The organism is Curtobacterium sp. L1-20 (assembly GCF_048755855.1).
Classification (GTDB): Bacteria; Actinomycetota; Actinomycetes; order Actinomycetales; family Microbacteriaceae; genus Curtobacterium.
The window spans coordinates 448,850-470,699 of sequence record NZ_CP151473.1 but is presented as its reverse complement, the minus strand read 5'-3'; the positions used below and the strand labels follow the sequence as shown (position 1 = coordinate 470,699).

Below are 21,850 nucleotides of genomic sequence, written 5' to 3'. Positions count from 1 at the left end.
TTGTGATCTGACCGGGTCAACACATCGTACCGGCGGGACATTCCGACCGGCCGGTGGACGGACAGCGCCGGCGGGACCGTGCGCCCGGCGGGACATCGGCACGGCCCGCGGCCGGTCAGCGCCCGAGTCGGCCCTTCAGCAGCGACACCGCGTTCGCGATCTCGCCGTTCTTCGCGACCACGAGCGCGGCGAAGTACACGACCGCCATCACGGCGCCGGTCAGGACGATCGTGATGAGGGCGCCGGTGCGGTCGGACATCGCGAAGCCGTCCGGCGAGAACGCGCCGAAGAAGTTCGCGGTGAGGAGACCGGCGACGCCGGCGATCAGCGCGGCGATGACGAACTGGACGTGCGAGCGGGTGACGATCGCTCCCTCGATGCCCCCGAGGCGACGACGGACCAGGACGATGGCGACCACGGTCTGCGCCGAGCCCGCGATCGTGGTGCACGCTGCGATTCCGAACCCGACGACCGACGCTGGGAAGGTGGTGACGGCGAGTGCGCCGATCACGAAGAGCACGGCCTGGATGCACTGCATCAGGAACGGCGTGCGGTGGTCGTGCATGGCCCAGAAGACCCGCTGGATGATGAAGAGCATGCTGAACAGGACGAGCCCGGGCATGTAGGCGACGAGCACCGCACCGACCGCCACGGAGCTCTCGAAGGTGCCCTCGTAGACGCGCCCGAACGGCACGGCGACCACCATCAGCGCGATGGTCGAGAAGACCGTGAAGAGTCCGACGATCCGGAGCGACAGCGAGAGGTTCCGACGGACGGCGTCGAGGTCGCCGCGTTCGGCGTCGTGGCTCATCCGGGTGAAGTACGCGGTCGCGATGGACACGGCCACGATCGAGTGCGGGAGCATGAAGAGCAGCCAGGCGTTCCCGAGCACGGCGTTGCCCGCGCCCTCCTGGCCCGCGCGCCAGGCGACGTTCGACTGCACGAGTCCGGCGAGCTGCGTCACGAGGATCATCGCGAAGAGCCAACCGGCTGCCGTCCCCGTCGACTTCAGGCCGACGCCGCGCCACCGGAAGTCCGGGCGGAAGGTCATGCCGGCGCGCTTCCAGAAGAACGGCAGGAACGCGGCCTGCGCGAAGACGCCCAGGGAGGCACTGCCGGCGAGCACCGCGATCTTCAGCGGCGTCCACTCGCTGACGTCGCTGTTGTCGGTGCCGAACATGGCGATGAAGACGATGAGCCCGGCGACCGCGATGACGTTGTTGATGAGCGGCGCCCACGTGAACGGACCGAAGACCTGCTTGGCGTTGAGGACCTCCCCCAGCAGCGAGTACATCGCGTAGAAGAGGATCTGCGGGAGGCACCAGAAGGCGAACGCGACGGCGAGGTCCCCGGCGGAGTCGGCGAGGTCCATGCTCGTGCCCTGCGACGTGTACAGGCGGATGAGGGCCGGGGCGAACACCGTCGCGACGACGGCGACCACGAGGAAGGCCACCGCGCCGAGGGTGATGATCTTGTTGACGTAGGCGGCCCCGCCGTCGCGGTGCTGCTTCATCGCCCGGACGATCTGCGGGATGAGGACCGCGGAGAGCAAGCCGCCCGCGATGAGCGCGTAGATGTTGTTCGGGAGCTGGTTGGCGACCGCGAAGGCGTTCGCGGAGACGCTCTTGTTCTGCCCGATCGCGTAGGCCAGGACGAAGGTCTTCGCGAAGCCGAGGATCCGGGACACCATGGTCCCCGCGGCGAGCATGGCACTGGCACGGCCCAGGTTGCGCTCTGCGACCGGTTCGGCGTCGACGACCGGTTCGGGCTGTGTCGTGCTGATGGTCGGCTCCTCGGGTGCGGCGGACGGCCGGGCGGGCTGCTCGGGACGGGACGTGAGGCGCGGCTCGCCACCGACGTGTCGGATCGCCGCCGCCAGGGGCGCGCCGCCCACCAGCGGCTGCACCTCGAGCGGCCGGTTCGGGTCGTCGTCGTCCTCGTCGTCCACCTCGCCGTTCCGGCGGCGGATCCGCTTGCGGATGCTGCGGAAGATGCCGAAGCCGAAGATCGCGACGAGGGCGACTGCCGCCGCCGCGGTGATCACCGTCTCCCACTGGGCCTGCACGTTGAGTTCGACCGTCGCCGGCGTCGCGATCTTGATGCCGGTCGGGCTCGACAGGGACATCGTCAGGTCGACGCTGCCGTTCGCCACGGACTGCACCGGCACCGTCGTGCGGGTGGAGGAGTCCGGCTGGATCTTCACCTCGATGTCGTTCCGCACGACGCGGAGCGCCGAGTTCGAAGGCTGGACGGAGAGCCGCACGGTGACGGGGTACTTCGAGCTGTTGCGGATCGAGATCGGCAGCGACGACCGGTCGCCGAGCAGCGTGAGGCTGCTGGAGTCGACGATCCCCACCTTCGAGACGGTGTCCGCCCAGGCGGCGACCCGGGAGTCGACGGCGGTGGCGAGCCCGTCCGGGTCGGTGCGCCAGGCGTTCGAGGCGAGTGCGAGCAGGTTGAGCCGCGCCGGTGCCGTGAGGTCGGTCGGCGTGTCCAGCGCCGAGGCGAAGGACGCCAGGTCGGTCTCGCCCTGGACGAGCTGCTCGAGCTGGTCGGTCCGCGCGTCACCGTTCGAGCCCGCGGAGAGGGTCAGGGACCCCGGGGTGGCCGCGGTGGTCCGGGAGAGGTCGGTCGAGGACACCCACGGGGTGCTCTCCAGCGCGTCGAGCGCCTGCCCGAGGCGCTCGGTGTCCGTGGGCCACGACCGGTCGAGCGTGAGGAGCAGCGGAGCTCCGGCCGCGTCGGTGCGGGCCGCCGCGGCGAGGGTCGCGGTCAGCTCGGAGACGGCCTTCGCCCAGTCCTGCTGGTTCGTCGCGTCGGCCGCGGCGCGCAGGAGCCGGGAGGCGCCCTGGTCGGAGACGAGGACGTGCTGACCGCCGATCTGCTCGGACGCCGGGATGGTGGCGTCGGCGCCGGCGGAGGTGTTGCCGCTCGACAGGATCGTGGTCTTCGTGCCGCCCTTCGCGAGGGCCGGCAGGTCCGCTGCGGCGACGGTGCCGTCGACCGGCCAGGCGATCCCGTCCATCGAGTACGGGTAGTCGAGCAGGGACTGCGTCGTCGGCAGCACGGTGGGCGTGCCGCCGGACCGGTCGTCCGTCGCCGTGCCGTCGGAGCCGCGGTCGGCGTCGGTGGCGCCGTCGGTCGGCGCGGTCGTCGCGCCGGGCTCGGCGGACGGGGTGCCGGCGGACGGCGTCGGCGTCGGGGTGGCCGCCCCCGGGAAGCGGTCGGGGTCGACGGCCTGGTCGAGCGAGATGGGCGCGAGGACGCCGTTCGCACCCGCCTGCCGAAGGCCGGTGACGTCGGCGTCGGCGTACGGGAGGGCGAAGGTCTCGTTGCGGAGCGACTCCAGCCGGCTGAGCCAGGACGTGGCGGACGACGGGGCGTCCGCACCGAGGAGTCGGATCGAGGCGATGATCCGGGGGTCGATCGCGAGGGCGACGTTGTGGTCCTCGGCGGCGTGCAGCTGCTGCGTGAGCGTGCCGTCGACGGCCGTGGCGGAGGCGAGGACCGCGGGACCGAGGATCCCGTCGCCGGTCTTCGGGAGCGTGATCGGCATGGCCACGGAGACGCCGACCGGGTCCTGCGCCGAGTCGGGGTACCACGTGATCGCGGACCGCCCGATGGCGGTGGTGTCGCCCGCCGTGTAGTCGGCGGCGATGCGTCGCGCGCCGAAGTCCGAGTAGCCGCCGAGGCCCACGTTGCCGGGGACGATGGTCACCGCGCGGGTGACCGAGTGGTGCGCCGGGACCGCCGGGATGTCCGTGGACCCCATCGGGGCGCCGAAGTAACCGTTCGTGGTGGTGTCGGACAACCAGTCCGCGAGGTTCGCCCGCGTGCTCACCGGCCGGAAGATGTCGAGGTCGACCGTCCCGGCGGGGACGTCCGAGTCCGTGCCGTTCGTGACCGTGACCGAGAGCTCGAGGTCCTCGCCACGACGGACGATCCCGCGGTCGGCCGGGGCGACCGACACCGTCGTCTCCCCCTGTCCAGCGGCCGTCTGCTGGGTGGGACGAGCGGACGTGGCGGCGAGTGCCCCGTCGGCGGCGGCGGGCGCGACGACGACGCCGAGCGCGACGAGGGCGGTCGCGGCGGCGGCGAGGGTGGTGCGGAAGATCTGCATACAGGAGGGCCACGTGGTCGGTTCGGGCCGAGCACGAGTGTATGAGGCGCGACCATGGACACGGCCGTGCGCGCGGAGGTCGGGGAGAACTCGGGGGCGCGATCTGGGAGGATGAGGTCCGTCATGCAGTCCGTTGCCCAGGCCGTCGAACGACTCGACGCACTCGCCGCCACCGAGCCCGTCGCCCTCCTCGCTCGGGCCTTCGCCGACGCCGGGCACGAACTGGCGCTCGTCGGCGGACCGGTGCGCGACGCCTTCCTCGGCCGCCCGGTGACCGACCTCGACTTCACGACGGACGCCCGGCCGGACACCGTCCTGCGGATCGTCGAGCCGATCGCGAGCGCGACGTGGGACGTCGGGCGGCAGTTCGGCACGATCGCCGCCCGGGTCGCGGGCGAGCAGGTGGAGATCACCACCTACCGCAGCGACGTCTACGACGGCGAGACCCGCAAGCCCGAGGTCGCGTTCGGCGACACCATCGAGGACGACCTGCTCCGCCGCGACTTCACGGTGAACGCGATGGCGCTCCGGCTGCCGGCCCGCGAACTCGTCGACGTGCACGGCGGGGTCGAGGACCTGCTCGCCGAGCGCCTGCACACGCCGCAGGCCGCGCGGGTGTCCTTCCGCGACGACCCGCTGCGGATGATGCGCGCGGCACGGTTCACGGCGCAGCTCGGCTTCAGCGTCTCGGACGAGGTGCGCGAGGCGATGACGGACCTGGTCGACTCCATCGAGATCGTCTCCGCCGAACGCGTGCGCGACGAGCTCGTCAAGCTCCTCGGCACCAACGACCCGGTGGACGGCATCCGGCTGCTCGTCGACACCGGCCTCGCCGAGCGGTTCCTGCCCGAGCTGCCCGCCATGCGGCTCGAGATCGACGAGCACCACCACCACAAGGACGTCTACGAGCACTCGCTGACGGTGCTGCAGCAGGCCATCGGCTACGAGGCCGAGCGGCACGCGGGCGAGGCGCCGGACACCGTGCTCCGGCTCGCGGCGCTCCTGCACGACATCGGCAAGCCGGCGACCCGCAAGCTCGAACCCGGCGGCGCCGTCAGCTTCCACCACCACGACCTCGTCGGGTCGAAGCTCGCGAAGAAGCGTCTGCGGGCCCTGCGCTTCGACAACGACACGATCGCGGCCGTGAGCCGACTGATCGAGCTGCACCTGCGCTTCTTCGGGTACACCGAGGGCGCGTGGACGGACTCGGCCGTGCGCCGGTACGTCCGCGACGCCGGGGACCAGCTCGAGCGGCTCCACGAACTCACCCGGTCCGACGTCACCACGCGGAACCGACGGAAGGCCGACCGGCTGGCCTTCGCGTACGACGACCTCGAGGCCCGCATCGGCACCCTCGCCGAGCAGGAGGAACTCGACTCGATCCGTCCCGACCTGTCCGGCGACGACATCATGCGGATCCTCGACATCCCGCCGGGCCGTGCCGTCGGAGAGGCGTACCGGTTCCTCCTCGAACTGCGCATGGACGAGGGCCCCCTCGGGGCCGACGATGCCGAGGCGCGTCTGCGCGCCTGGTGGGCCGCCCGCGACGCGACCGCCTGACGGACGCGGCCCGTTCTCCACAGCCGGTGGCGCGCCTCCAGGCCGTCCGCTAGGCTTGCGGGGTTGTCCGCACGCTCCTGCGTGGCAGGACACATGCATCAACCCTCCTGCCCCGAGAACTGCTCGGGGCCGCTGAGACCAGAGGAGGTGGGTTCCGCATGCACCAGTACGAACTGATGGCGATCCTCGACCCCGAGATCGACGAGCGCACCGTCGCTCCCAGCCTGGACAAGTTCCTGGCCGTGATCCGCAACGACGGTGGCACCGTCGACAACGTGGACGTCTGGGGCCGTCGTCGTCTCGCCTACGAGATCGCGAAGAAGTCCGAGGGCATCTACGCCGTCGTGGACTTCACGTCCTCCCCCGAGGCCGCCAAGGAGCTGGACCGTCAGCTCGGCCTCTCCGAGGCCGTGCTCCGCACGAAGGTCCTCCGCGCCGAAGAGGGCATCGCGCAGGTCGCCGCCCAGAAGCAGCGCGACGAGGCCCGCGCGGCCCGCAAGGCCGCCAACGCGACCGCGAGCGCCGAGTAAGCCATGGCCGGCGAAACCGTCATCACGGTGGTGGGCAACCTCACCGCGGACCCCGAGCTGCGGTACACGCAGAACGGGCTCGCCGTGGCGAACTTCACCATCGCGTCCACCCCTCGCACGTTCGACCGTCAGGCGAACGAGTGGAAGGACGGCGACGCGCTGTTCCTCCGTGCGAGCGTGTGGCGCGAGTTCGCCGAGCACGTGGCGGGCTCACTGACGAAGGGCTCGCGCGTCATCGCGCAGGGTCGCCTCCGTCAGCGCTCGTACCAGGACCGTGAGGGCCAGCAGCGCACGAGCATCGAGCTCGAGGTCGACGAGATCGGCCCCTCGCTCCGCTACGCGACCGCGCAGATCACCCGTGCTGCGGGTGGTTCCGGCGGCGGACGTGGCCAGGTCGGTGGTGGCGCTGGCAACAGCGGCGCCGGCGGCAACGGCGGCGGTAGCTGGAACGGCAACGGCGGCGGTCAGTCGGACGCACCCTGGTCCCCGCAGGGTGGCCAGCAGGGCGGCAACGCACAGTCGAACGACGTGTGGAGCACCCCGGGTGGCACGTACGACGACGAGACCCCGTTCTGATCCTCCGCGGTTCAACGGACACAACTTCCACTTCTTAAGGACAAACAATGGCTGGAAAGAGCACCGGCGACCGCCGGAAGCCTCGCGGTAAGGGCGGCAAGAACGCCGCTCCCGCGAAGTCGATCAAGGTCGGCGTCATCGACTACAAGGACGTCGCGACCCTTCGCAAGTTCATCTCGGAGCGTGGCAAGATCCGCGCCCGTCGCATCACCGGCGTCTCCGTCCAGGAGCAGCGCCTCATCGCCCGTGCCGTGAAGAACGCCCGTGAGATGGCGCTCCTCCCCTACGCCGGCTCCGGCCGCTGATCGGAGGTCGACACATGTCGAAGCTCATCCTCACCCACGAGGTCTCCGGCCTCGGTTCCGCCGGTGACGTCGTCGACGTCAAGAACGGCTACGCCCGCAACTACCTCATCCCCCAGGGCTTCGCTGTCGCGTGGTCCAAGGGCGGCGAGAAGCAGGTCGAGTCGATCCGTGCGGCCCGTGCCGCTCGCGAGCTCGCCACCATCGAAGAGGCGCAGGACCTCAAGATGAAGCTCGAGAACGCGACCATCAAGCTGACCGTCAAGGCCGGCAAGGACGGTCGTCTCTTCGGTTCCGTCCGTCCGGGCGACGTCGCTGACGCCGTCCAGGCGCAGGGCGTCGGCTCGCTCGACAAGCGCAAGGTCGAGGTCCCCGCGACCATCAAGACCGTCGGTGACCACGAGGCCACCGTGCGTCTGCGCGAGGACATCACCGCGGTGATCTCGCTCCAGGTCGTCGCTGCCAAGTAGTTCGGACAGCACCTCCGCTCACGACGGGCGGGTCTCCTCCGGGAGGCCCGCCCGTCGTCGTGTTCCCGCCTCCGCATGCGGTCCGGCGGGTACGCAGCGGCCTGGAGGCGCGGCGTGCGCTGGCTCGGCCGGTTACCGCTCAGGAACAGTCGCCGCTGCTGGGAAGAGCGTGAGAACGTTGTCCTCAGGTTTCGGTTTGTCAACTCTTTTTGCACAGGTCGACGGTGTCAAATCGGAACCTTCAATGCGGACTTGAACCCCAGTTGTCCACACACCATGTGGAACCGAAAATCCCAGTTCAGATGGTCGAACGTGTGTTCCCCGGGCAGGTTGTCCACACCCTCGTCCACAGTTGTCCACACAGCCGTCCGGCGTGTTCCGCAGACTCTCCACAAAGTTATCCACAGGCCCGTTTGCTGGGGATAACTCTGTACCCGTAGCTTGGCCCAGCGACTCGGCGATGTCGGTCGCCCGGGGTAGAACAGGCAGGCCGGTCCGCTCGTGGACCGCCGTCCGACCAAGAGGAGCAAGTGTGTCGATCGCGCATCTGGACCCCGCACCGCAGGACTTCGCGGAACGCGGTGGCATGGAGCGCACCCCGCCCCACGACCTCCTGGCGGAGCAGTCGACCATCGGCGGCATGCTGCTGTCCAAGGACGCCGTCGCCGACGTCATCGAGACGGCCCGCGGCGTCGACTTCTACATCCCCAAGCACGAGGTCATCTTCGACGCGATCCTCTCGCTCTACTCGCACGGCGAGCCGACCGACGTCATCGCCGTCACCGACGAACTGACGAAGACCGGCCTGCTCTCCCGAGCCGGTGGCGCCGAGTACCTGCACAGCGTCACGAGCATGGTCCCGACCGCCGCCAACGCCGGGTACTACGCAGCGATCGTCGCCGAGAAGGCCGTGCTCCGGCGCCTCGTCGACGCCGGCACGCGCATCGTGCAGATGGGCTACGCGTCCGAGGGTGAGGTCACCGACCTCGTCAACAGCGCGCAGGCCGAGGTCTACAACGTCGCCGGCGGCGTGCAGACCGAGGACTACGTCCCCCTGACCGAAGCGATCTCGGCCGCCCTCGACGAGATCGAGGCCGCGAAGGGCCGCGACGGCCAGATGACCGGCGTGCCCACCGGCTTCGCCCAGCTCGACGGTCTCACCAACGGCTTCCACCCCGGGCAGCTCATCATCATCGCCGCCCGCCCGGCCCTCGGGAAGTCGACGCTCGCGCTCGACCTCTGCCGAGCCGCCGCCATCAAGCACAACGAGACCGCCGCGTTCTTCTCGCTCGAGATGGGTCGCGCCGAGATCGCCATGCGTCTGCTCTCCGCCGAGTCGAGCGTCCCGCTGCAGAACATGCGCAAGGGCACCGTGGACTCCCGCGACTGGACCACCATCGCCCAGACCCGCGGGCGCATCAACGACGCCCCGTTCTTCATCGACGACTCCCCCAACATGACCCTCGTCGAGATCCGCGCGAAGTGCCGCCGCCTCAAGCAGCAGCACAACCTCCGCATGGTCGTCATCGACTACCTGCAGCTGATGACGTCGGGCAAGAAGGTCGAGAGCCGCCAGCAGGAGGTCTCGGAGTTCTCGCGTGCGCTCAAGCTCATGGCGAAGGAGCTCCAGGTCCCCGTCGTGGCGCTGTCGCAGCTGAACCGTGGACCGGAGCAGCGTGCCGACAAGAAGCCGCAGATCTCCGACCTGCGTGAGTCCGGGTCGATCGAGCAGGATGCTGACATGGTGATCCTGCTGCACCGTGAGTCCGCGTACGAGAAGGACAACCCGCGGCAGGGTGAGGCGGACCTCATCGTGGCGAAGCACCGCAACGGGCCGACGGACACCATCACGGTGGCGTTCCACGGGATGTTCTCGCGGTTCGTTGACATGCCGCAGTAGTTGTTGCTGTCGCCACGCGCACAACTTGACTCCTTCGCACATAACTTGTCGCCGTCCGGACGGGGGTGTGGTCACGATCGCGCCCGCCGGGCCGGGACTTGGCAGCTCGCGTGACGTCCGTATGACGGTCGATCAGTGAGAAAGACTGCGGGCCATCTCTGTGAGACGAAAGCTCTACGGCCGGCGCGAGTGCGACGACCGCACCGATGAAGAGGCCGAGGTTGGGGCCATCGACCCTTTTCCGCGTTGTTGAGTCCGGTTGCGGATCGGTTGTCGGACGATCGTGCCGGATAGCATCTCGCCGTGGGTTCGCTCAGACCTTTGCCTCGTGCGCTCGCCTGGCTCGTCACTATCGCTGCCGCGCTGATGCTCGCCCTGGGGCTCCTGGACTTGGTCATCAATACTGGTCGAGTCGGGTCATGGCTGCCGCTGATCCTGCTCATGCCTTGGTCTCTGTACCTCGGTGTGTGGAGTCTCCGCAATCAGAGCAAGCGCTGACCAGTCGAACGAGTGCTAGTCCGTAAGTCGTGAGTGGTGACGGCGGCGCCACAGGACGGCTACAAAGACGGCGAGCACGACAACCACCACGATCCCGGCGATGAGCAGCGGCGGGAGCAGATCCGTCGACCCACCGACGGTGTCGTCACAGTCGGACGTGGCCGTCGCGCAGGATGCGGCCGCTTCGGTGAGGCTCATGCTCGGCAGTTAACCACCACCCAAACTCAACGGCCGGGAGCGGTAGACAAACCGTTACCCGCCCGCCCTAGTCGAACTGCCTGGGATCGACTACTGAGACGACGTCAGAGCCCTCGCTTCGACTGCCAACGGTTGACGGAGAACACGACCAACACGAGCGCTGCGAGGCCGAAGCCAATCAGGAGCTGCGCAGGGTCGTCGTGCCGGGAGACGTCAAAGGCTCCTCGAATGATTAGGACGACGCCCACCACCACGGCCACCCACGGGAGGACTTCCCGAAGGGGGTTCGGTCGCAGGGTCCGGAAGCGACGCGGCGTTTCGGTCGTTTCGTCCTCGTCTGTCATCAGCCCAGCATCTTCCTGCGCGACGGCGTCCGACAGACCATCCCCTACCGGGCGTCGAGTTCGAGGTAGTCGAGTGCCTGGCGGACCGTCTCTTCCGGCGGACGGGTGCTGTCGATGACGAGCCGATCGTCCGTACGGGGCTCGTACTCGTCAGCCATGCGCTGCACCTCCTCCCACGTCGGCAACGTGAACCCCGGTAGGTCGTTCGCACGCTGCTCCACCCGGCGACGGTGCTCGGCGACGTCCGCACACACCACCTCGATCACGCGCAGCGGTACCCCGGCGGCATCCGCTGTCGACACCCACCCAGCCCGAGCGGGTTCCACGCCACTCACCGCGTCGGCGATCACCATCCGGCCGCGGCGCAGATTCGGCACCGCGATGGCATGCATGACCGAGTACGCGGCGATCCCCGACTGCTCGCGCGGGATCTGGTACTTCCACATCGCGCCTTCGATCGCATCGACGCGAAGCGTCAGCGCGGTCGTCAACTCCGCTATCGCAGCAGACAGCGTCGACTTCCCCGCACCGGGGAGACCACACACCTGAACCAGCATCGACGACTCCTTCGTTGGCCGTAGCGCCTTGTCCATCGGTCATCGGCACGCGGCACCAGCGAAGCGCATACGTACACCGGAACTCCGAGGACGTGTCCGAAAACCGATCGACTATCGAGCCGGAGTCACTGGTCACAGCGGACCGACACGAGCGGCACGTCAACCCTCGACGAGCGCTCCCGCGTGCTGGTAGCGGCGGAGGTCCATCCCCTTGGCCGGCAGGTCGAGGAGTCGCATGAGTGGTGACGCGACCGATGCAGCGCGGAAGAACAGGTTCCGGAGACGGATCCCCCGCATGGTCTTCGGTGCCAGGAGCGCGCCGGCGTTCACCTTGTGCGACGCGGCCGTGTAAGGCCGGAAGCGGCTCTCGTACTCGACGAGGGCCGCGGCGACGTCGCCGTCCGCGAGCCGCAGCTCGCCGGCGAGCACGTACGCGGCCACCAGGGCGAGTCCGGTGCCGTAGCCGCTCAGGGCGTTCCCCCACGCGGAGTCGCCGACGAGGACCACGCGTCCCCGGGTCCACTGGTCGACGGTCACCCGACTGATCGAGTCGGCGTAGAACGACCTCGCGTCGGGGAACCGGCCGACGATCTCGGGGATGCGCCACCGGCCGCCTTGCAGGGCACCCGCGATCTGACGCTTCTGCTCGTCGACGTTGTCCCGAGCTTCCGGGAACCGGTCTGCGGCGACGACGATGAAGGTCGGGGCCTTCGACCCGCCGAGCATGACGGTCATGCCGGGCTGGCTGTAGACGACGTCGTCGTCGCCGAGGTCCAGGTCCGCCAGGACGTAGTGGTGTCCGCGGTGCTCGACGAACTGCTCCTCGGGACCCCAGACCAGACGACGCACGCCGGAGTGCACGCCGTCGGCGCCGACGACCAGGTCGAACCGCTCCGTCGCGCCGCTCCGGAACGTCACCGTGACGCCCTCGCCGTCGTCGACCAGGTCCGTGATGCGGTCGCCGAACCGGTAGTCGACGTCGTGCTTCGTCCGCTCGTACAGAACGGTGGCGATCGTGTCACGCGGGACGTTGAGTTCCCCGGATCCGAGCCCGCCGGGCGCGATCCCGATCGTGCGACCGTGCTCGTCGACGATCGCCGCGTCCTCGTCGCGGATGTCGTACTGGCGGAGCTCGTCGAGGATCCCCATCTCGCGCAGGACCCGCATGTGGGTCGTGCCCTTGAAGTCGACGGCCTGCCCGCCGGGGCGGACGCCGTCGTTCTTCTCGACGACGGTGACGTCGTGGCCGGAACGGCTCAGCCAGAAGGCGAGCGCGGGTCCGGCGATGCTCGCGCCGGAGATCAGGATGCGGGACATGTGGGCTCCTCGTGTCGGTGGGAGCACCATCCGCCCGACCACTCACGTCCTGCTGACACGGCACTGACACCGGCAGCCCGCGCAGCGTCCTGACACAGCGCGGACAGCGCGCACAGCGCGCACGGCGCCGGGCTGGCACCTCACCAGTTCGGATTGACGCTCGACGCCCGCACGACCAAGCGGACCGGCAGCACGTGGTGGCGCGCCGGCGCGTCGTCCCCGGCGATCCGGGCGAGCAACTCCTCCGCGCCGACGCGCCCCATCTCGTCCGGTTCGTGTGCGACGACGGTGACGCCGAGGACGTCGGCGAGGTCGAAGTCGTCGAACCCGACGAGTGCGGGCCGCTCGGCCCGGCCCGACAGTGCGTGCAGGGCGCCCGTGGTGATCCGGTTGTTCGTCGTGACGACGGCCGTCGGCGGGTCACGGTCGTCGAGCAGGGACGCGACCGCATGCTCGGCCTGCGCCGCATCGTGGGAGCCGCTCCGGACGAGGCGTTCCCAGTCGCCGCCGACCGCCTCCCGTACGGCGACACCGAACGCGTCGATCCGCTCGCGGTGCGTGGACAGTCGGCTGAGGTCCCCGACGAGCCCGATGCGGCGGTGCCCCTGCGCGAGGAGGTGTTCCACGGCCAGGCGCATGCCGCCGGCGTTGTCGAGGACGACCGTGTCGGCCTGGACGTCCGTCGGGGCCCGGTCGAGGAAGACCGCGGGTGTGCCGAGGGCCCGCTCACGTTCGACGAGGGCGTGGTCGTCGTCGGCGCTCACGATCAGGAGCCCGGCGACGCGGCGCTCGACGAGTTGCGCGACGAGGGTGCGCTCACGTGCCGGGTCTTCGTCGTTCGATGCGGACAGCAGGCTGTAGCCGGGTGCGCGCAGTGCGTGTTCCGCACCGCGGGCGATGCGTGAGTAGAACGGGTTGGCGACGTCGCCGGTGACGAGCCCGACGGTCGCGGACCGGGCGCCGGCGCGGAACTCGCGGGCGAGGGCGTTGGGCCGGAACCCCAGGTCGGCGGCTGCCGCCAGGACCCTGGCGGCGGTCTCGGCGGCGACGTACCGCTCGCCGTTCACGACCCGCGACACGGTCTTCATGCTCACGCCCGAGCGTGCGGCCACTGCCTGCAGGGTCGGCCGCTGGTTGCTCACGTCCGTCATCGTACGGTCGTCCGCGAAGCTGAGCAGTCCTTGACAGAGTTCACATGAAACCGGTAGACCTTCCCCGTGTGACAGCGCTGTCATGGTCGACGCGGCGTCACCCCACCACGATCCTCGAAAGGTGACGATGTCGTCATACGGTTCCCGGCGCGGCCGGACCATGCAGCAGATCAGGGGCACGTCGAGCGGGTTCGGGAGCCGCCTCGTGGCCGTCGTCGTCGGAGCAGCGATCGCTTCGTCCGGCGCACTCATCGGGGTGGCCCCGGCGCAGGCCGCCGCCGCACCCTTCACGACCTCGTTCGAGAGCGCCGACGCACAGCCGCTCGCGAACACGCCGCTCAGCCCGTCGACGACCGTGACCGGGTCGACCCTGCCCGTCGGGAGCCTGCTCGGGCACGTCACCGCCGTCACGGCCGACGCGGAGAACCCGCCGAACGAGGTCGCTGCGAACCTCGCCGATGGAAGCGCCAGCTCGAAGTGGTTGGCGTTCCAGAAGACGGGCGTGATCACCTACCGCCTCGACCAGGCCGAGACGCTCGCGAAGTACTCGCTGACGAGCGCGAACGATTCACCGGGTCGTGACCCGAAGGCGTGGACCGTCTCCGGGTCGAACGACGGCACGACGTGGACCACCGTCGACACGCAGTCCGGGCAGGCCTTCAGCGGCCGTGGGACGACGAACGACTACAGCGCGGCCACCCCGGGGTCCTACTCGCAGTACCGCCTCACGATCAGCCAGAACAGCGGCGACGGCCTGACGCAGCTCGCCGACTGGAGCATCTCGGACGGCTCGACCACCCCGCCGCCGCCGAGCCCGATGGTGACGACGGTCGGCAACGGCCCCGTGTCCGGGCTGAACATCCGCTCGACCGTCGGCTTCAGCGGCACGAAGGCGCTCCGGTACGCGGGGTCCCACGTGGCAGCGGGCGAGGCGAGCGCCACGAACGTGCTCTACGACGACCTGTCGCTGCCGGTGACCGCCGACTCCGAGCTGAGCTACAAGATCTTCCCCGAGCTCGGCGGTGACACGAGCTACCCGTCGACCTACGCCGCCGTGGACCTCCAGCTCTCCGACGGCTCGCTCGTGTCCGCGGACCCCGAGGTCACCGACGAGAACGGCAACCGCGTCTCGGCGAAGGCGCTCGGTGAGGGCAAGGTGTTCTTCGCCGACCAGTGGAACTCGATCCGCATCCCGCTCGGCGCACTCGCCGGCAAGACGGTCACCAAGGTGCTGTTCGCCTACGACGACGACGCCGCGGGCGCGAAGGCCGGTTCGACGTTCCACGGTTGGGTCGACGACATCCGCATCGACCCCGCGGCGGAGCGCATCGACGGCTCCAGCCTGACCAACTACGTCGACACCCGACGCGGGACGAACTCGTCGGGCGGGTTCTCCCGGGGCAACAACATCCCGGCTGCTGCCGTGCCGAACGGCTTCAACTTCTGGACCCCGATGACCGCCGCGGACAGCGAGTCGTGGGAGTACTCCTGGGCGTCCGACAACAACAGCGCGAACCTGTCCGTGCTCGAGGGCCTGGGCGTCTCGCACGAGCCGAGTCCGTGGATGGGGGACCGCGACCAGCTCGCGATCATGCCGTCCACGTCCGGGACGACTCCAACTGCGTCCCTCGACGCCCGCGGCCTGGCCTTCGACCACAACAACGAGGTGGCCCGGCCGGACCTGTACTCCGTGAAGACGCAGTCGGGTCTCGTCGCCGAGGTCACCCCCTCCGACCACGGCGCCGTGCTGCGCTTCGCGTTCCCGTCGGACGAGGGCAGTGTCGTGTTCGACAACGTGGGCGGTGACGAGAAGACGTCGATCACGGTGAACCCGGACGGCACGGTCACCGGCTGGACGCAGGGTGGCTCCGGCCTGTCGGTCGGTGCCACACGGATGTTCTTCGCCGGCACCTTCGACACGGCCCCGTCCGGCACCGGCACGGCCGCCGGCAACCGGTCGAGCGCCCGCTTCGCGTCGTTCTACGGCCTCGGCGGCGACCACGTCGTCGAGCTGCGCCTGTCGACCTCGTTCATCTCGCTCGACCAGGCCCGACACAACGCCGCACTCGAGCTCACCGGGAAGACCTTCGACCAGGTCCAGCAGGGTGCCGCAGCGCGGTGGAACGACCGGCTCGGTGTCATCGAGGTCCCGCGGTCGGCAGCGAGCGACTCGCAGCTGCAGGCCCTGTACGGCTCGCTGTACCGGATGAACCTCTACCCGAACTCGCAGTACGAGAACACGGGCTCGGCGGCGGACCCGGTCTACCAGCACGCGAGCCCGAACATCGCACCCGTGGGTTCAGCGACGGACACGACGACGAACGCGGTCGTCAAGGCCGGCAAGGTGTACGTCAACAACGGGTTCTGGGACACGTACCGCACGGTGTGGCCGCTCTACTCGATGCTCTACCCGAAGGTCGCGCAGGAACTCGTCGACGGGTTCGTGCAGCAGTACCGTGACGGCGGGTGGACACCGCGGTGGTCCTCGCCCGGCTACGCCGACCTGATGACCGGCACCAGCTCCGACGTCGCGTTCGCGAACGCGTACGTCAACGGAGCGGTGGACACGGCGACGGCGCTCGAAGCGTTCGACGCCGGGTTCAAGAACGCCACGACGGTGTCGACCGACGTGTCCGGTGCCGGCCGCAAGGCGCTCGACCAGTCGGCGTTCCTCGGGTACGTCCCGGACTCGCTCGGCGAGAGCGTCTCGTGGGGTCTCGAGGGCACCATCAACGACCACGGTCTCGCGAAGATGGCCGCGAAGCTCGCGACCGATCCCGCCACCCCGGCGGACCGCGTCGCCGAGTTGCAGACCGATGCGAAGTACCTGGAGGACCGCGCGAAGGACTACGTCAACCTGTTCGACGCGGACGCCGGGTTCTTCCAGGGCCGGAACGCCGACGGGACCTTCCAGGTGCCCGCGGCGGACTTCGACCCCGCCGAGTGGGGCGGAGCCTTCACCGAGACGGACGGCTGGAACTTCGCGTTCCACGCTCCCTTCGACGTGCAGGGTCTCGCGGGCCTGTACGGCGGGGACGACGCGCTCATCGCGAAGCTCAAGGAGTTCTACGCCAGCCCGGAGACCGCCGAGAACGTCGGCTCCTACGGCGGGCAGATCCACGAGATGCTCGAGGCGCGGTCGGTCCGCATCGGCCAGCTCGGCATGAGCAACCAGCCCTCCCACCACATCCCGTACATCGCCGCCGCAGCCGGCGACCCCTCGTTGACCCAGTCCGTGGTCCGCGAGTCGCTGCGGCGCCTGTTCGTCGGCAGCGACATCGGGCAGGGCTACACCGGCGACGAGGACAACGGCGAGATGTCGTCCTGGTTCGTGTTCTCCACGCTCGGCCTGTACCCGCTGGCACAGGGCTCCGGCCAGTACACGGTCGGTTCGCCGCTGTTCTCCACCGCGACGGTGCACCTGGACGGTGGCGACCTGCACGTGAACGCCGCCGGCAACAGCGCCACGAACGTGTACGTGCAGTCTGCGTCCCTGAACGGCAAGCCCCTCGACCGGGCCGTCGTGTCGCAGGCGGCCATCGCGAAGGGCGGGTCGCTCGACTTCACGATGGGCGCGAAGGCGTCCGCGTGGGGCAACGGGAAGACGCAGGGAGCTGCCGGCCTGGATGTCCCGGCCGAGGCACCGAAGCCGCTCGTCGACGCCACCACCTCCGGGTACGGCGAGACCACGAGTGACGACGGCACCGCCGTCGGAGCCCTGACCGACGACGAGTCCCTCACCGCGACGACCTTCGGATCCGCCACCCCGGCGATCACCTGGAAGTCGGCGCAGGGCCCCGTCACGGTCGACCAGTACACCCTCACCACGGCGGCGAGCGGGACCCGCCCGACGTCGTGGAAGCTCGAGGGCTCGAGCGACGGCACCACCTGGGTGCCGCTCTCGACGGTCCCGAGGGCCGGCTTCACCGCTGCCCTGCAGACCCGGCCGTTCACGGTGGCACACCCGGCGGCGCTGTCCTGGTACCGGCTCACCGTGACGGGGACCGACACCGGACGCGCCCCGAGCCTCGGCGAGTTCGAACTGCTCGCGGACAGCACGGCACCGACGAGCACATTGTCGGTCAACCCGACGCCCGGGCTCACCGCCGAGGTCGACGAGCCCTTCACGGGGAACGTCGCCGCGATCACCGGCGCCGGGACGCGTGCGTCCGACTACACGGTGACCGTCGACTGGCAGGACGGCAAGGGGCCCCGGACGGTGACGCCGACGAAGTCGGCGCTCGGCGCCTGGGAGGTCCCCGGCGAGCACGTCTTCGACACCGCCGGTGCGCACACGGTGCACGTCGTCGTCCGGTCGGGCACGCAGATGGTGAGCACGGACGTACCGGTGGCGGTCTCGCGGACCGCACCGAGCCTCCAGGGTGCCTACGACAACGTGTGTCTCGGCGACCCGGGCCAGGCGGGGAACTGCGACTTCGAGGGCCGCGGCCTGTCGCGGTCCGCGCTCGCCGCGGACGGTTTCGTGCAGGGCGCGACGAACCCGGTGCGGGGCACCGACCTCACCTTCGACCTGCCGGCCGTCGCACCCGGCGACCCGGACAACGCGACCGGCAACGGCCAGACCATCCCGGTCCCGACCGGGACCGGGATCACGGAGCTGTCCGTGATCGGCACGGCGAACGAGCGCGGTCAGCAGACCGTCGGCACGATCACCTACGCGGACGGCACGACCGCCGCGTTCCCGATCGCGTTCGGCGACTGGACCGCCTCGATCGCAGCACCGCAGTTCGGGGACACGCTCGTGGCGACGAGCGACCACCGGACCGTGGGCGTCAGCGGGACCGACACCACCGATGCCGGTGTCTTCGCGACACCCGTGTTCGCCGTCCCGGACGGCAAGCGGGCCGTCTCGATCACGCTGCCCGTGCAGACCGGCGCACCGACCTCGACGGGACGCATCCACGTCTTCGCGATCGCGACGAACGGCACCCGTGTGCCCGTGGTCCCGCTCGCGGCGACCGCTGGTCCGACCCTGACGGGGACCGCCGGGACGCCGGTCAGCGGGACGCTCGCCACCGCCACCGGTGGTGCGATCGCCGCCGGGACGACGACCGCAACCGTCAACTGGGGCGACGGCACGCCCCTCGAGGCCGCGACCGTCACGGTCGCGGCCGGCACGGCGACGGTGACCGGGAAGCACACCTACACCGCTGCGGTGTCGGGTACGGCGACGGTGACGGTGGACGACGGGACCGGGAGCGCCACCGTGCGCGACCGCGTCCGGATCGCCGCGGCGCCGGTGTGGCACACGACGCTCACCACGTCCGCGGGGTCTGGTGTCCGGCCTGGAGGCGCGGTGCGCGTCACCGGGACCGGGTTCGCCCCCGGCGAGTCGGTCGCGGTACGTCTGGACGGCTCGGCCGTCCGGGTCGCGGTCACCGCGGACCGCGCGGGTGCGCTGGCCTTCGACGTGACGGCGCCCGGGAGGCCGGGCAACCACGCGGTGTCCGCCCTCGGGGCGACGTCGCAGACCGTGGCGAGTGCGACGTTCCAGGTCGTGACGCCGGGCGGCGGCGGGCACGGCGGCGCCCCTGGCACCGGCGGCGGGCACGGCGGCGGGCACGGGCACTGGTCGCCCGAGTTCCACCTCCTGGCGTCGTCCGGCACCGAGGGCACGGTGGTCGGCTTCACCGGCAGCGGGTTCGCCGCCGGTGAGCGGATCGCACTGACCCTGCACAGCACGCCGATCGCCCTCGGCACCGTGACCGCGAACGCCGACGGCGTCGTGAGCGGGACCTTCACCGTACCGACCGCAGCGACCCCGGGGACGCACCAGGTCGTCGCGGTCGGCGCGGAGTCCGACGTCGCCGTGACGGCCGCGTTCCGGGTGCTCGCCCGGCCCGCGGCGGACGCCGGCGCGGCACCGGCCGACCCGGGGAACTGGGACGGTCTCGCCTACACGGGTACCGACGTCGACCCGGTGCGCTGGGGCGTCGTGGCGGGTGTGCTGATCGCGCTCGGTGCGGCGATCACCGCTGCAGTGGCGGTCGTGCGGCGTCGACGGGTCCGGATGAGGTAGCCCGACGGAGCCGTAGGGAGCGGGAGGGGTGCGGATTCGGGTTCCGTGCCCCTCTCGTGTGTGTGGGCCGCGCTCCGGAGTACCGGACGCGTCCTGCTTCCCGTCGACGTCGCTCGAGGAGTCGCCGGTGGCGTCTGCTGCATCGCCGGGCTGGTGGCTGGACGTCCGCCCGGCCTCCGTCGGATCCGCTGGTGGGACGGGGCCCAGTGGACGCAGCAGGTCGTGCGTCGAAGTAGGCCACAGGCGGCGTGACCGAGCTGGTCACGCCGCCCCGACCGGGACTCAGTGCTGTGGCGTGGTGGGCAGCGCCCAGGTCACGTCGACCCAGCGAGTGCGTGGTTCCTCACCGATCGGCATCGGCGTCGGTACGGCGTCGAGGTCGGTGCAGGCAGGGGCGTGGGTGGTCATCACCTCGCGCCTCCCTCAGGTGCGGAGTCGACCACGCTGGTTGTGACGGTGGTCCACTCGATCGCAGTGCCGTTCGGAACGCGCAACGCCGTCGCGGCCTTCCCGGTGACGACGCTTCGTTCGCCGACCATGAGACCGGTGGTGGGGTCGATGATCAGTTCCTGTCGGGTGCCATCGGACTCAGTGCGCCCGATCGCGACGCCGGAGTGGCCGTCGAGGTTCGCCTGCTCGTCCGTGAGTTCGACGCCGGGAATGGCTGCCGCGGCCGTGAAGAGCGCGGCTCGGAGGTCCGCGGGGACGATTCCACTGCGGAGGATGTCGGCGATCCAGACGAGTGCTTCTCCATCGCGGGAGCCGCCCTGGCCCTCGGTCACCGTGTAGATGTGCCGCAAGAGCGCGGCGGAGTCGCGCGGGAGTCCCTGCATGCTCGCCGGTGACACGGCAGCCGGTGCACCGTAGAACCTGCCGCTGTCAGCGCGGAGGTACTCGCCCTTCGTCTTCGGCGTCTGGGCTGCGGCCTGCTCAGACCCAGCACCGAAGGTCTTGACGACGGCTTCGGGCTCGCGCACCCACACCCAGGTACTGCCGGTGTCCGCCGGGACGTAGAGCTGCCCGTCCTGCGATGCAAGGTACGTGCCCGCGCCCGTGGAGGTGGCGACTGCGGAGTGCGTGGCGACCTCGAGGTACTGCCCCGTGCCCACTACCGGGTCGCTCGTGGCGATGGCGGTGGACGCGGCGGTGTGCAACACGTCTGCTGCAGCCAGGTCAGCGCCGCCGCGCAGTCCGGCGAAACCAGTGACGTTCCCGACCACGAGCGCAGCAGCAACGCCGCCTGCGACCAGGGACCCGCCACCGAACCATCGAACTCGTCGGATGATCCGCCGTCGCCGATCCTCCGCGGGAGCGGGTGCCTTGCCCGGGCTCGAAGCGGTGATGTGCGCGAGCAACCTGGCCCGACCTCTGTCCAGAGCCTCGGCGTCGGCCGGGTTCGCGTCGTTACGGACGGCTCGAAGCAGCGTCAGCTCGTCCATGGTCCACCTCCTGTGCCGCGGCGCGGCCTAGAGCAGCACGCAATGTGCGGCGTGCTCGGTTGAGTCGTGAGCGGACGGTCCCGACGGGAACGTCCAAGGAGAGCGCGACACCCTCGTAGTCGAGGTCCCCCCATGCGTACAGCAGGAGCGCATCACGATCACGCGCCGGCATCCGCTGCATCGCGCTGCTGAGACGGCGCATCGTCAGTTCTGCCTCGAGCGCGTCGTGCGACTGTTCGGTGACCAGCGATGTCGGGTCGGCCTGAACGCTCCGCCATTGCTGCGCTTCCTGCCGTCGGTGGCGCTTCAGGAGCGTGGTGACGATGCCGTACAGCCACGGCAGCGCGCTCTCGCGGGCGAAGTCGTACGCGGCACGCCGCTCGAACGCCACGGCGAAGGTTTCGGACAGCAGATCCTCCGCCGCGTCCGACCCAGCACGGCGGGCCGCGAAACGCTGGATGGCCGGCGCGTGACGATCGTAGAGTTGCGCGAACTCCGCGGGGCGTTCCACGGCCCCCCGGATGATGTCGCTATCGGTGCTCACACCGGTTCTTGCTCACTTGAGCGCTGGAAGTTCACGATTCGTCATTTCACTCAGGATAGGCACCGCTCGATCCCTCGACCTGGCACGAGCGCCGGAGGAGAGCTCGGCCGAGTCAGCCGCGATCGGCTACTACAGTCCGCAGCGACGCCTGGTCCTGTACTACGACCACGTCGACAGCTCCAGCGGCATCGTGCCCATCGGGACGTACGACGATGTGGACGCCGTCCACCACGAGGCCGGATCGTTCTCGGTCCGGATCCGCACCGCGTGATCGCCCCGTCGGCGGCCGGAACGCGACGCCGCT

18 protein-coding genes are annotated in these 21,850 nt (G+C 70.1%); 9 read left to right on the top strand and 9 right to left on the bottom strand.

The window, feature by feature from the left end; genetic code table 11:
* Positions 1 to 115: 115 nt before the first annotated feature.
* Complete coding sequence (locus AAEP86_RS03715) at positions 116 to 4,120, bottom strand: DUF6049 family protein (protein WP_420369201.1); 4,005 nt, start codon at positions 4,118 to 4,120, stop codon at positions 116 to 118.
* Between the two features lie 123 nt (positions 4,121 to 4,243).
* On the opposite strand from AAEP86_RS03715, the gene AAEP86_RS03710 reads away from it, so the two are divergent.
* The 6 genes from AAEP86_RS03710 (at position 4,244) to dnaB (ending at position 9,458) form a co-directional block, all read left to right on the top strand.
* Entirely contained in the window at positions 4,244 to 5,680 is a 1,437-nt protein-coding gene (locus AAEP86_RS03710; RefSeq protein WP_420369200.1) for a CCA tRNA nucleotidyltransferase, read from the top strand.
* A gap of 158 nt (positions 5,681 to 5,838) precedes the next feature.
* On the top strand, positions 5,839 to 6,210 hold the full coding sequence (rpsF, locus tag AAEP86_RS03705) for a 30S ribosomal protein S6 (protein WP_305738385.1): 372 nt from the start codon (positions 5,839 to 5,841) through the stop codon (positions 6,208 to 6,210).
* Positions 6,211 to 6,213: 3 nt separating this feature from the next.
* A complete protein-coding gene (locus AAEP86_RS03700; protein WP_420369199.1) occupies positions 6,214 to 6,786 on the top strand; it encodes a single-stranded DNA-binding protein in 573 nt (190 codons plus the stop codon).
* Between the two features lie 47 nt (positions 6,787 to 6,833).
* Positions 6,834 to 7,091, top strand: a complete 258-nt coding sequence (rpsR, locus tag AAEP86_RS03695) for a 30S ribosomal protein S18 (RefSeq protein WP_017887834.1) — start codon at positions 6,834 to 6,836, stop codon at positions 7,089 to 7,091.
* Between the two features lie 14 nt (positions 7,092 to 7,105).
* Positions 7,106 to 7,558 (top strand): 50S ribosomal protein L9, encoded by a 453-nt coding sequence (gene rplI, locus AAEP86_RS03690; RefSeq protein WP_069712629.1) that lies wholly within the window; start codon positions 7,106 to 7,108, stop codon positions 7,556 to 7,558.
* Positions 7,559 to 8,090: 532 nt separating this feature from the next.
* Entirely contained in the window at positions 8,091 to 9,458 is a 1,368-nt protein-coding gene (dnaB, locus tag AAEP86_RS03685; RefSeq protein ID WP_420369198.1) for a replicative DNA helicase, read from the top strand.
* A 513-nt stretch (positions 9,459 to 9,971) separates the two neighbouring features.
* Here the strand turns inward: dnaB and AAEP86_RS03680 are convergent.
* From AAEP86_RS03680 to AAEP86_RS03660, 5 genes are all read right to left on the bottom strand, one after another.
* Positions 9,972 to 10,154, bottom strand: a complete 183-nt coding sequence (locus tag AAEP86_RS03680; RefSeq protein ID WP_420369197.1) for a hypothetical protein — start codon at positions 10,152 to 10,154, stop codon at positions 9,972 to 9,974.
* Positions 10,155 to 10,258: 104 nt separating this feature from the next.
* The gene (locus AAEP86_RS03675; protein ID WP_420369196.1) at positions 10,259 to 10,498 is read right to left on the bottom strand and encodes a hypothetical protein; all 240 of its coding nucleotides are present in this window, start codon (positions 10,496 to 10,498) and stop codon (positions 10,259 to 10,261) included.
* A 44-nt stretch (positions 10,499 to 10,542) separates the two neighbouring features.
* The gene (locus AAEP86_RS03670) at positions 10,543 to 11,055 is read right to left on the bottom strand and encodes an AAA family ATPase (protein WP_420369195.1); all 513 of its coding nucleotides are present in this window, start codon (positions 11,053 to 11,055) and stop codon (positions 10,543 to 10,545) included.
* Between the two features lie 159 nt (positions 11,056 to 11,214).
* Positions 11,215 to 12,372, bottom strand: a complete 1,158-nt coding sequence (locus tag AAEP86_RS03665) for an FAD-dependent monooxygenase (RefSeq protein WP_420369194.1) — start codon at positions 12,370 to 12,372, stop codon at positions 11,215 to 11,217.
* A gap of 140 nt (positions 12,373 to 12,512) precedes the next feature.
* Entirely contained in the window at positions 12,513 to 13,514 is a 1,002-nt protein-coding gene (locus tag AAEP86_RS03660; RefSeq protein ID WP_420369193.1) for a LacI family DNA-binding transcriptional regulator, read from the bottom strand.
* A gap of 136 nt (positions 13,515 to 13,650) precedes the next feature.
* On the opposite strand from AAEP86_RS03660, the gene AAEP86_RS03655 reads away from it, so the two are divergent.
* On the top strand, positions 13,651 to 19,563 hold the full coding sequence (locus AAEP86_RS03655) for a GH92 family glycosyl hydrolase (protein WP_420370438.1): 5,913 nt from the start codon (positions 13,651 to 13,653) through the stop codon (positions 19,561 to 19,563).
* 45 nt (positions 19,564 to 19,608) lie between these two features.
* Positions 19,609 to 19,815 (top strand): DUF2510 domain-containing protein, encoded by a 207-nt coding sequence (locus tag AAEP86_RS03650; protein ID WP_420369192.1) that lies wholly within the window; start codon positions 19,609 to 19,611, stop codon positions 19,813 to 19,815.
* Positions 19,816 to 19,845: 30 nt separating this feature from the next.
* Here AAEP86_RS03650 and AAEP86_RS03645 read toward each other — a convergent pair whose 3' ends face one another.
* Genes AAEP86_RS03645 through AAEP86_RS03635 form a run of 3 tightly spaced genes read right to left on the bottom strand, consistent with a single transcriptional unit; the run spans position 19,846 to position 21,546 of the window.
* Positions 19,846 to 19,971, bottom strand: a complete 126-nt coding sequence (locus AAEP86_RS03645; protein ID WP_420369191.1) for a hypothetical protein — start codon at positions 19,969 to 19,971, stop codon at positions 19,846 to 19,848.
* Entirely contained in the window at positions 19,971 to 21,002 is a 1,032-nt protein-coding gene (locus AAEP86_RS03640; protein ID WP_420369190.1) for a CU044_5270 family protein, read from the bottom strand. The genes AAEP86_RS03645 and AAEP86_RS03640 overlap by 1 nt, the downstream gene beginning before the upstream one ends.
* Positions 20,968 to 21,546, bottom strand: coding sequence for an RNA polymerase sigma factor (locus AAEP86_RS03635; RefSeq protein WP_420369189.1), 579 nt, complete (start codon positions 21,544 to 21,546; stop codon positions 20,968 to 20,970). Before AAEP86_RS03635 ends, AAEP86_RS03640 begins: the two co-directional genes overlap by 35 nt.
* On the opposite strand from AAEP86_RS03635, the gene AAEP86_RS03630 reads away from it, so the two are divergent.
* Complete coding sequence (locus tag AAEP86_RS03630; RefSeq protein WP_420369188.1) at positions 21,539 to 21,817, top strand: cyclophilin-like fold protein; 279 nt, start codon at positions 21,539 to 21,541, stop codon at positions 21,815 to 21,817. The genes AAEP86_RS03635 and AAEP86_RS03630 overlap by 8 nt on opposite strands.
* The last annotated feature ends 33 nt before the right edge of the window (positions 21,818 to 21,850 follow it).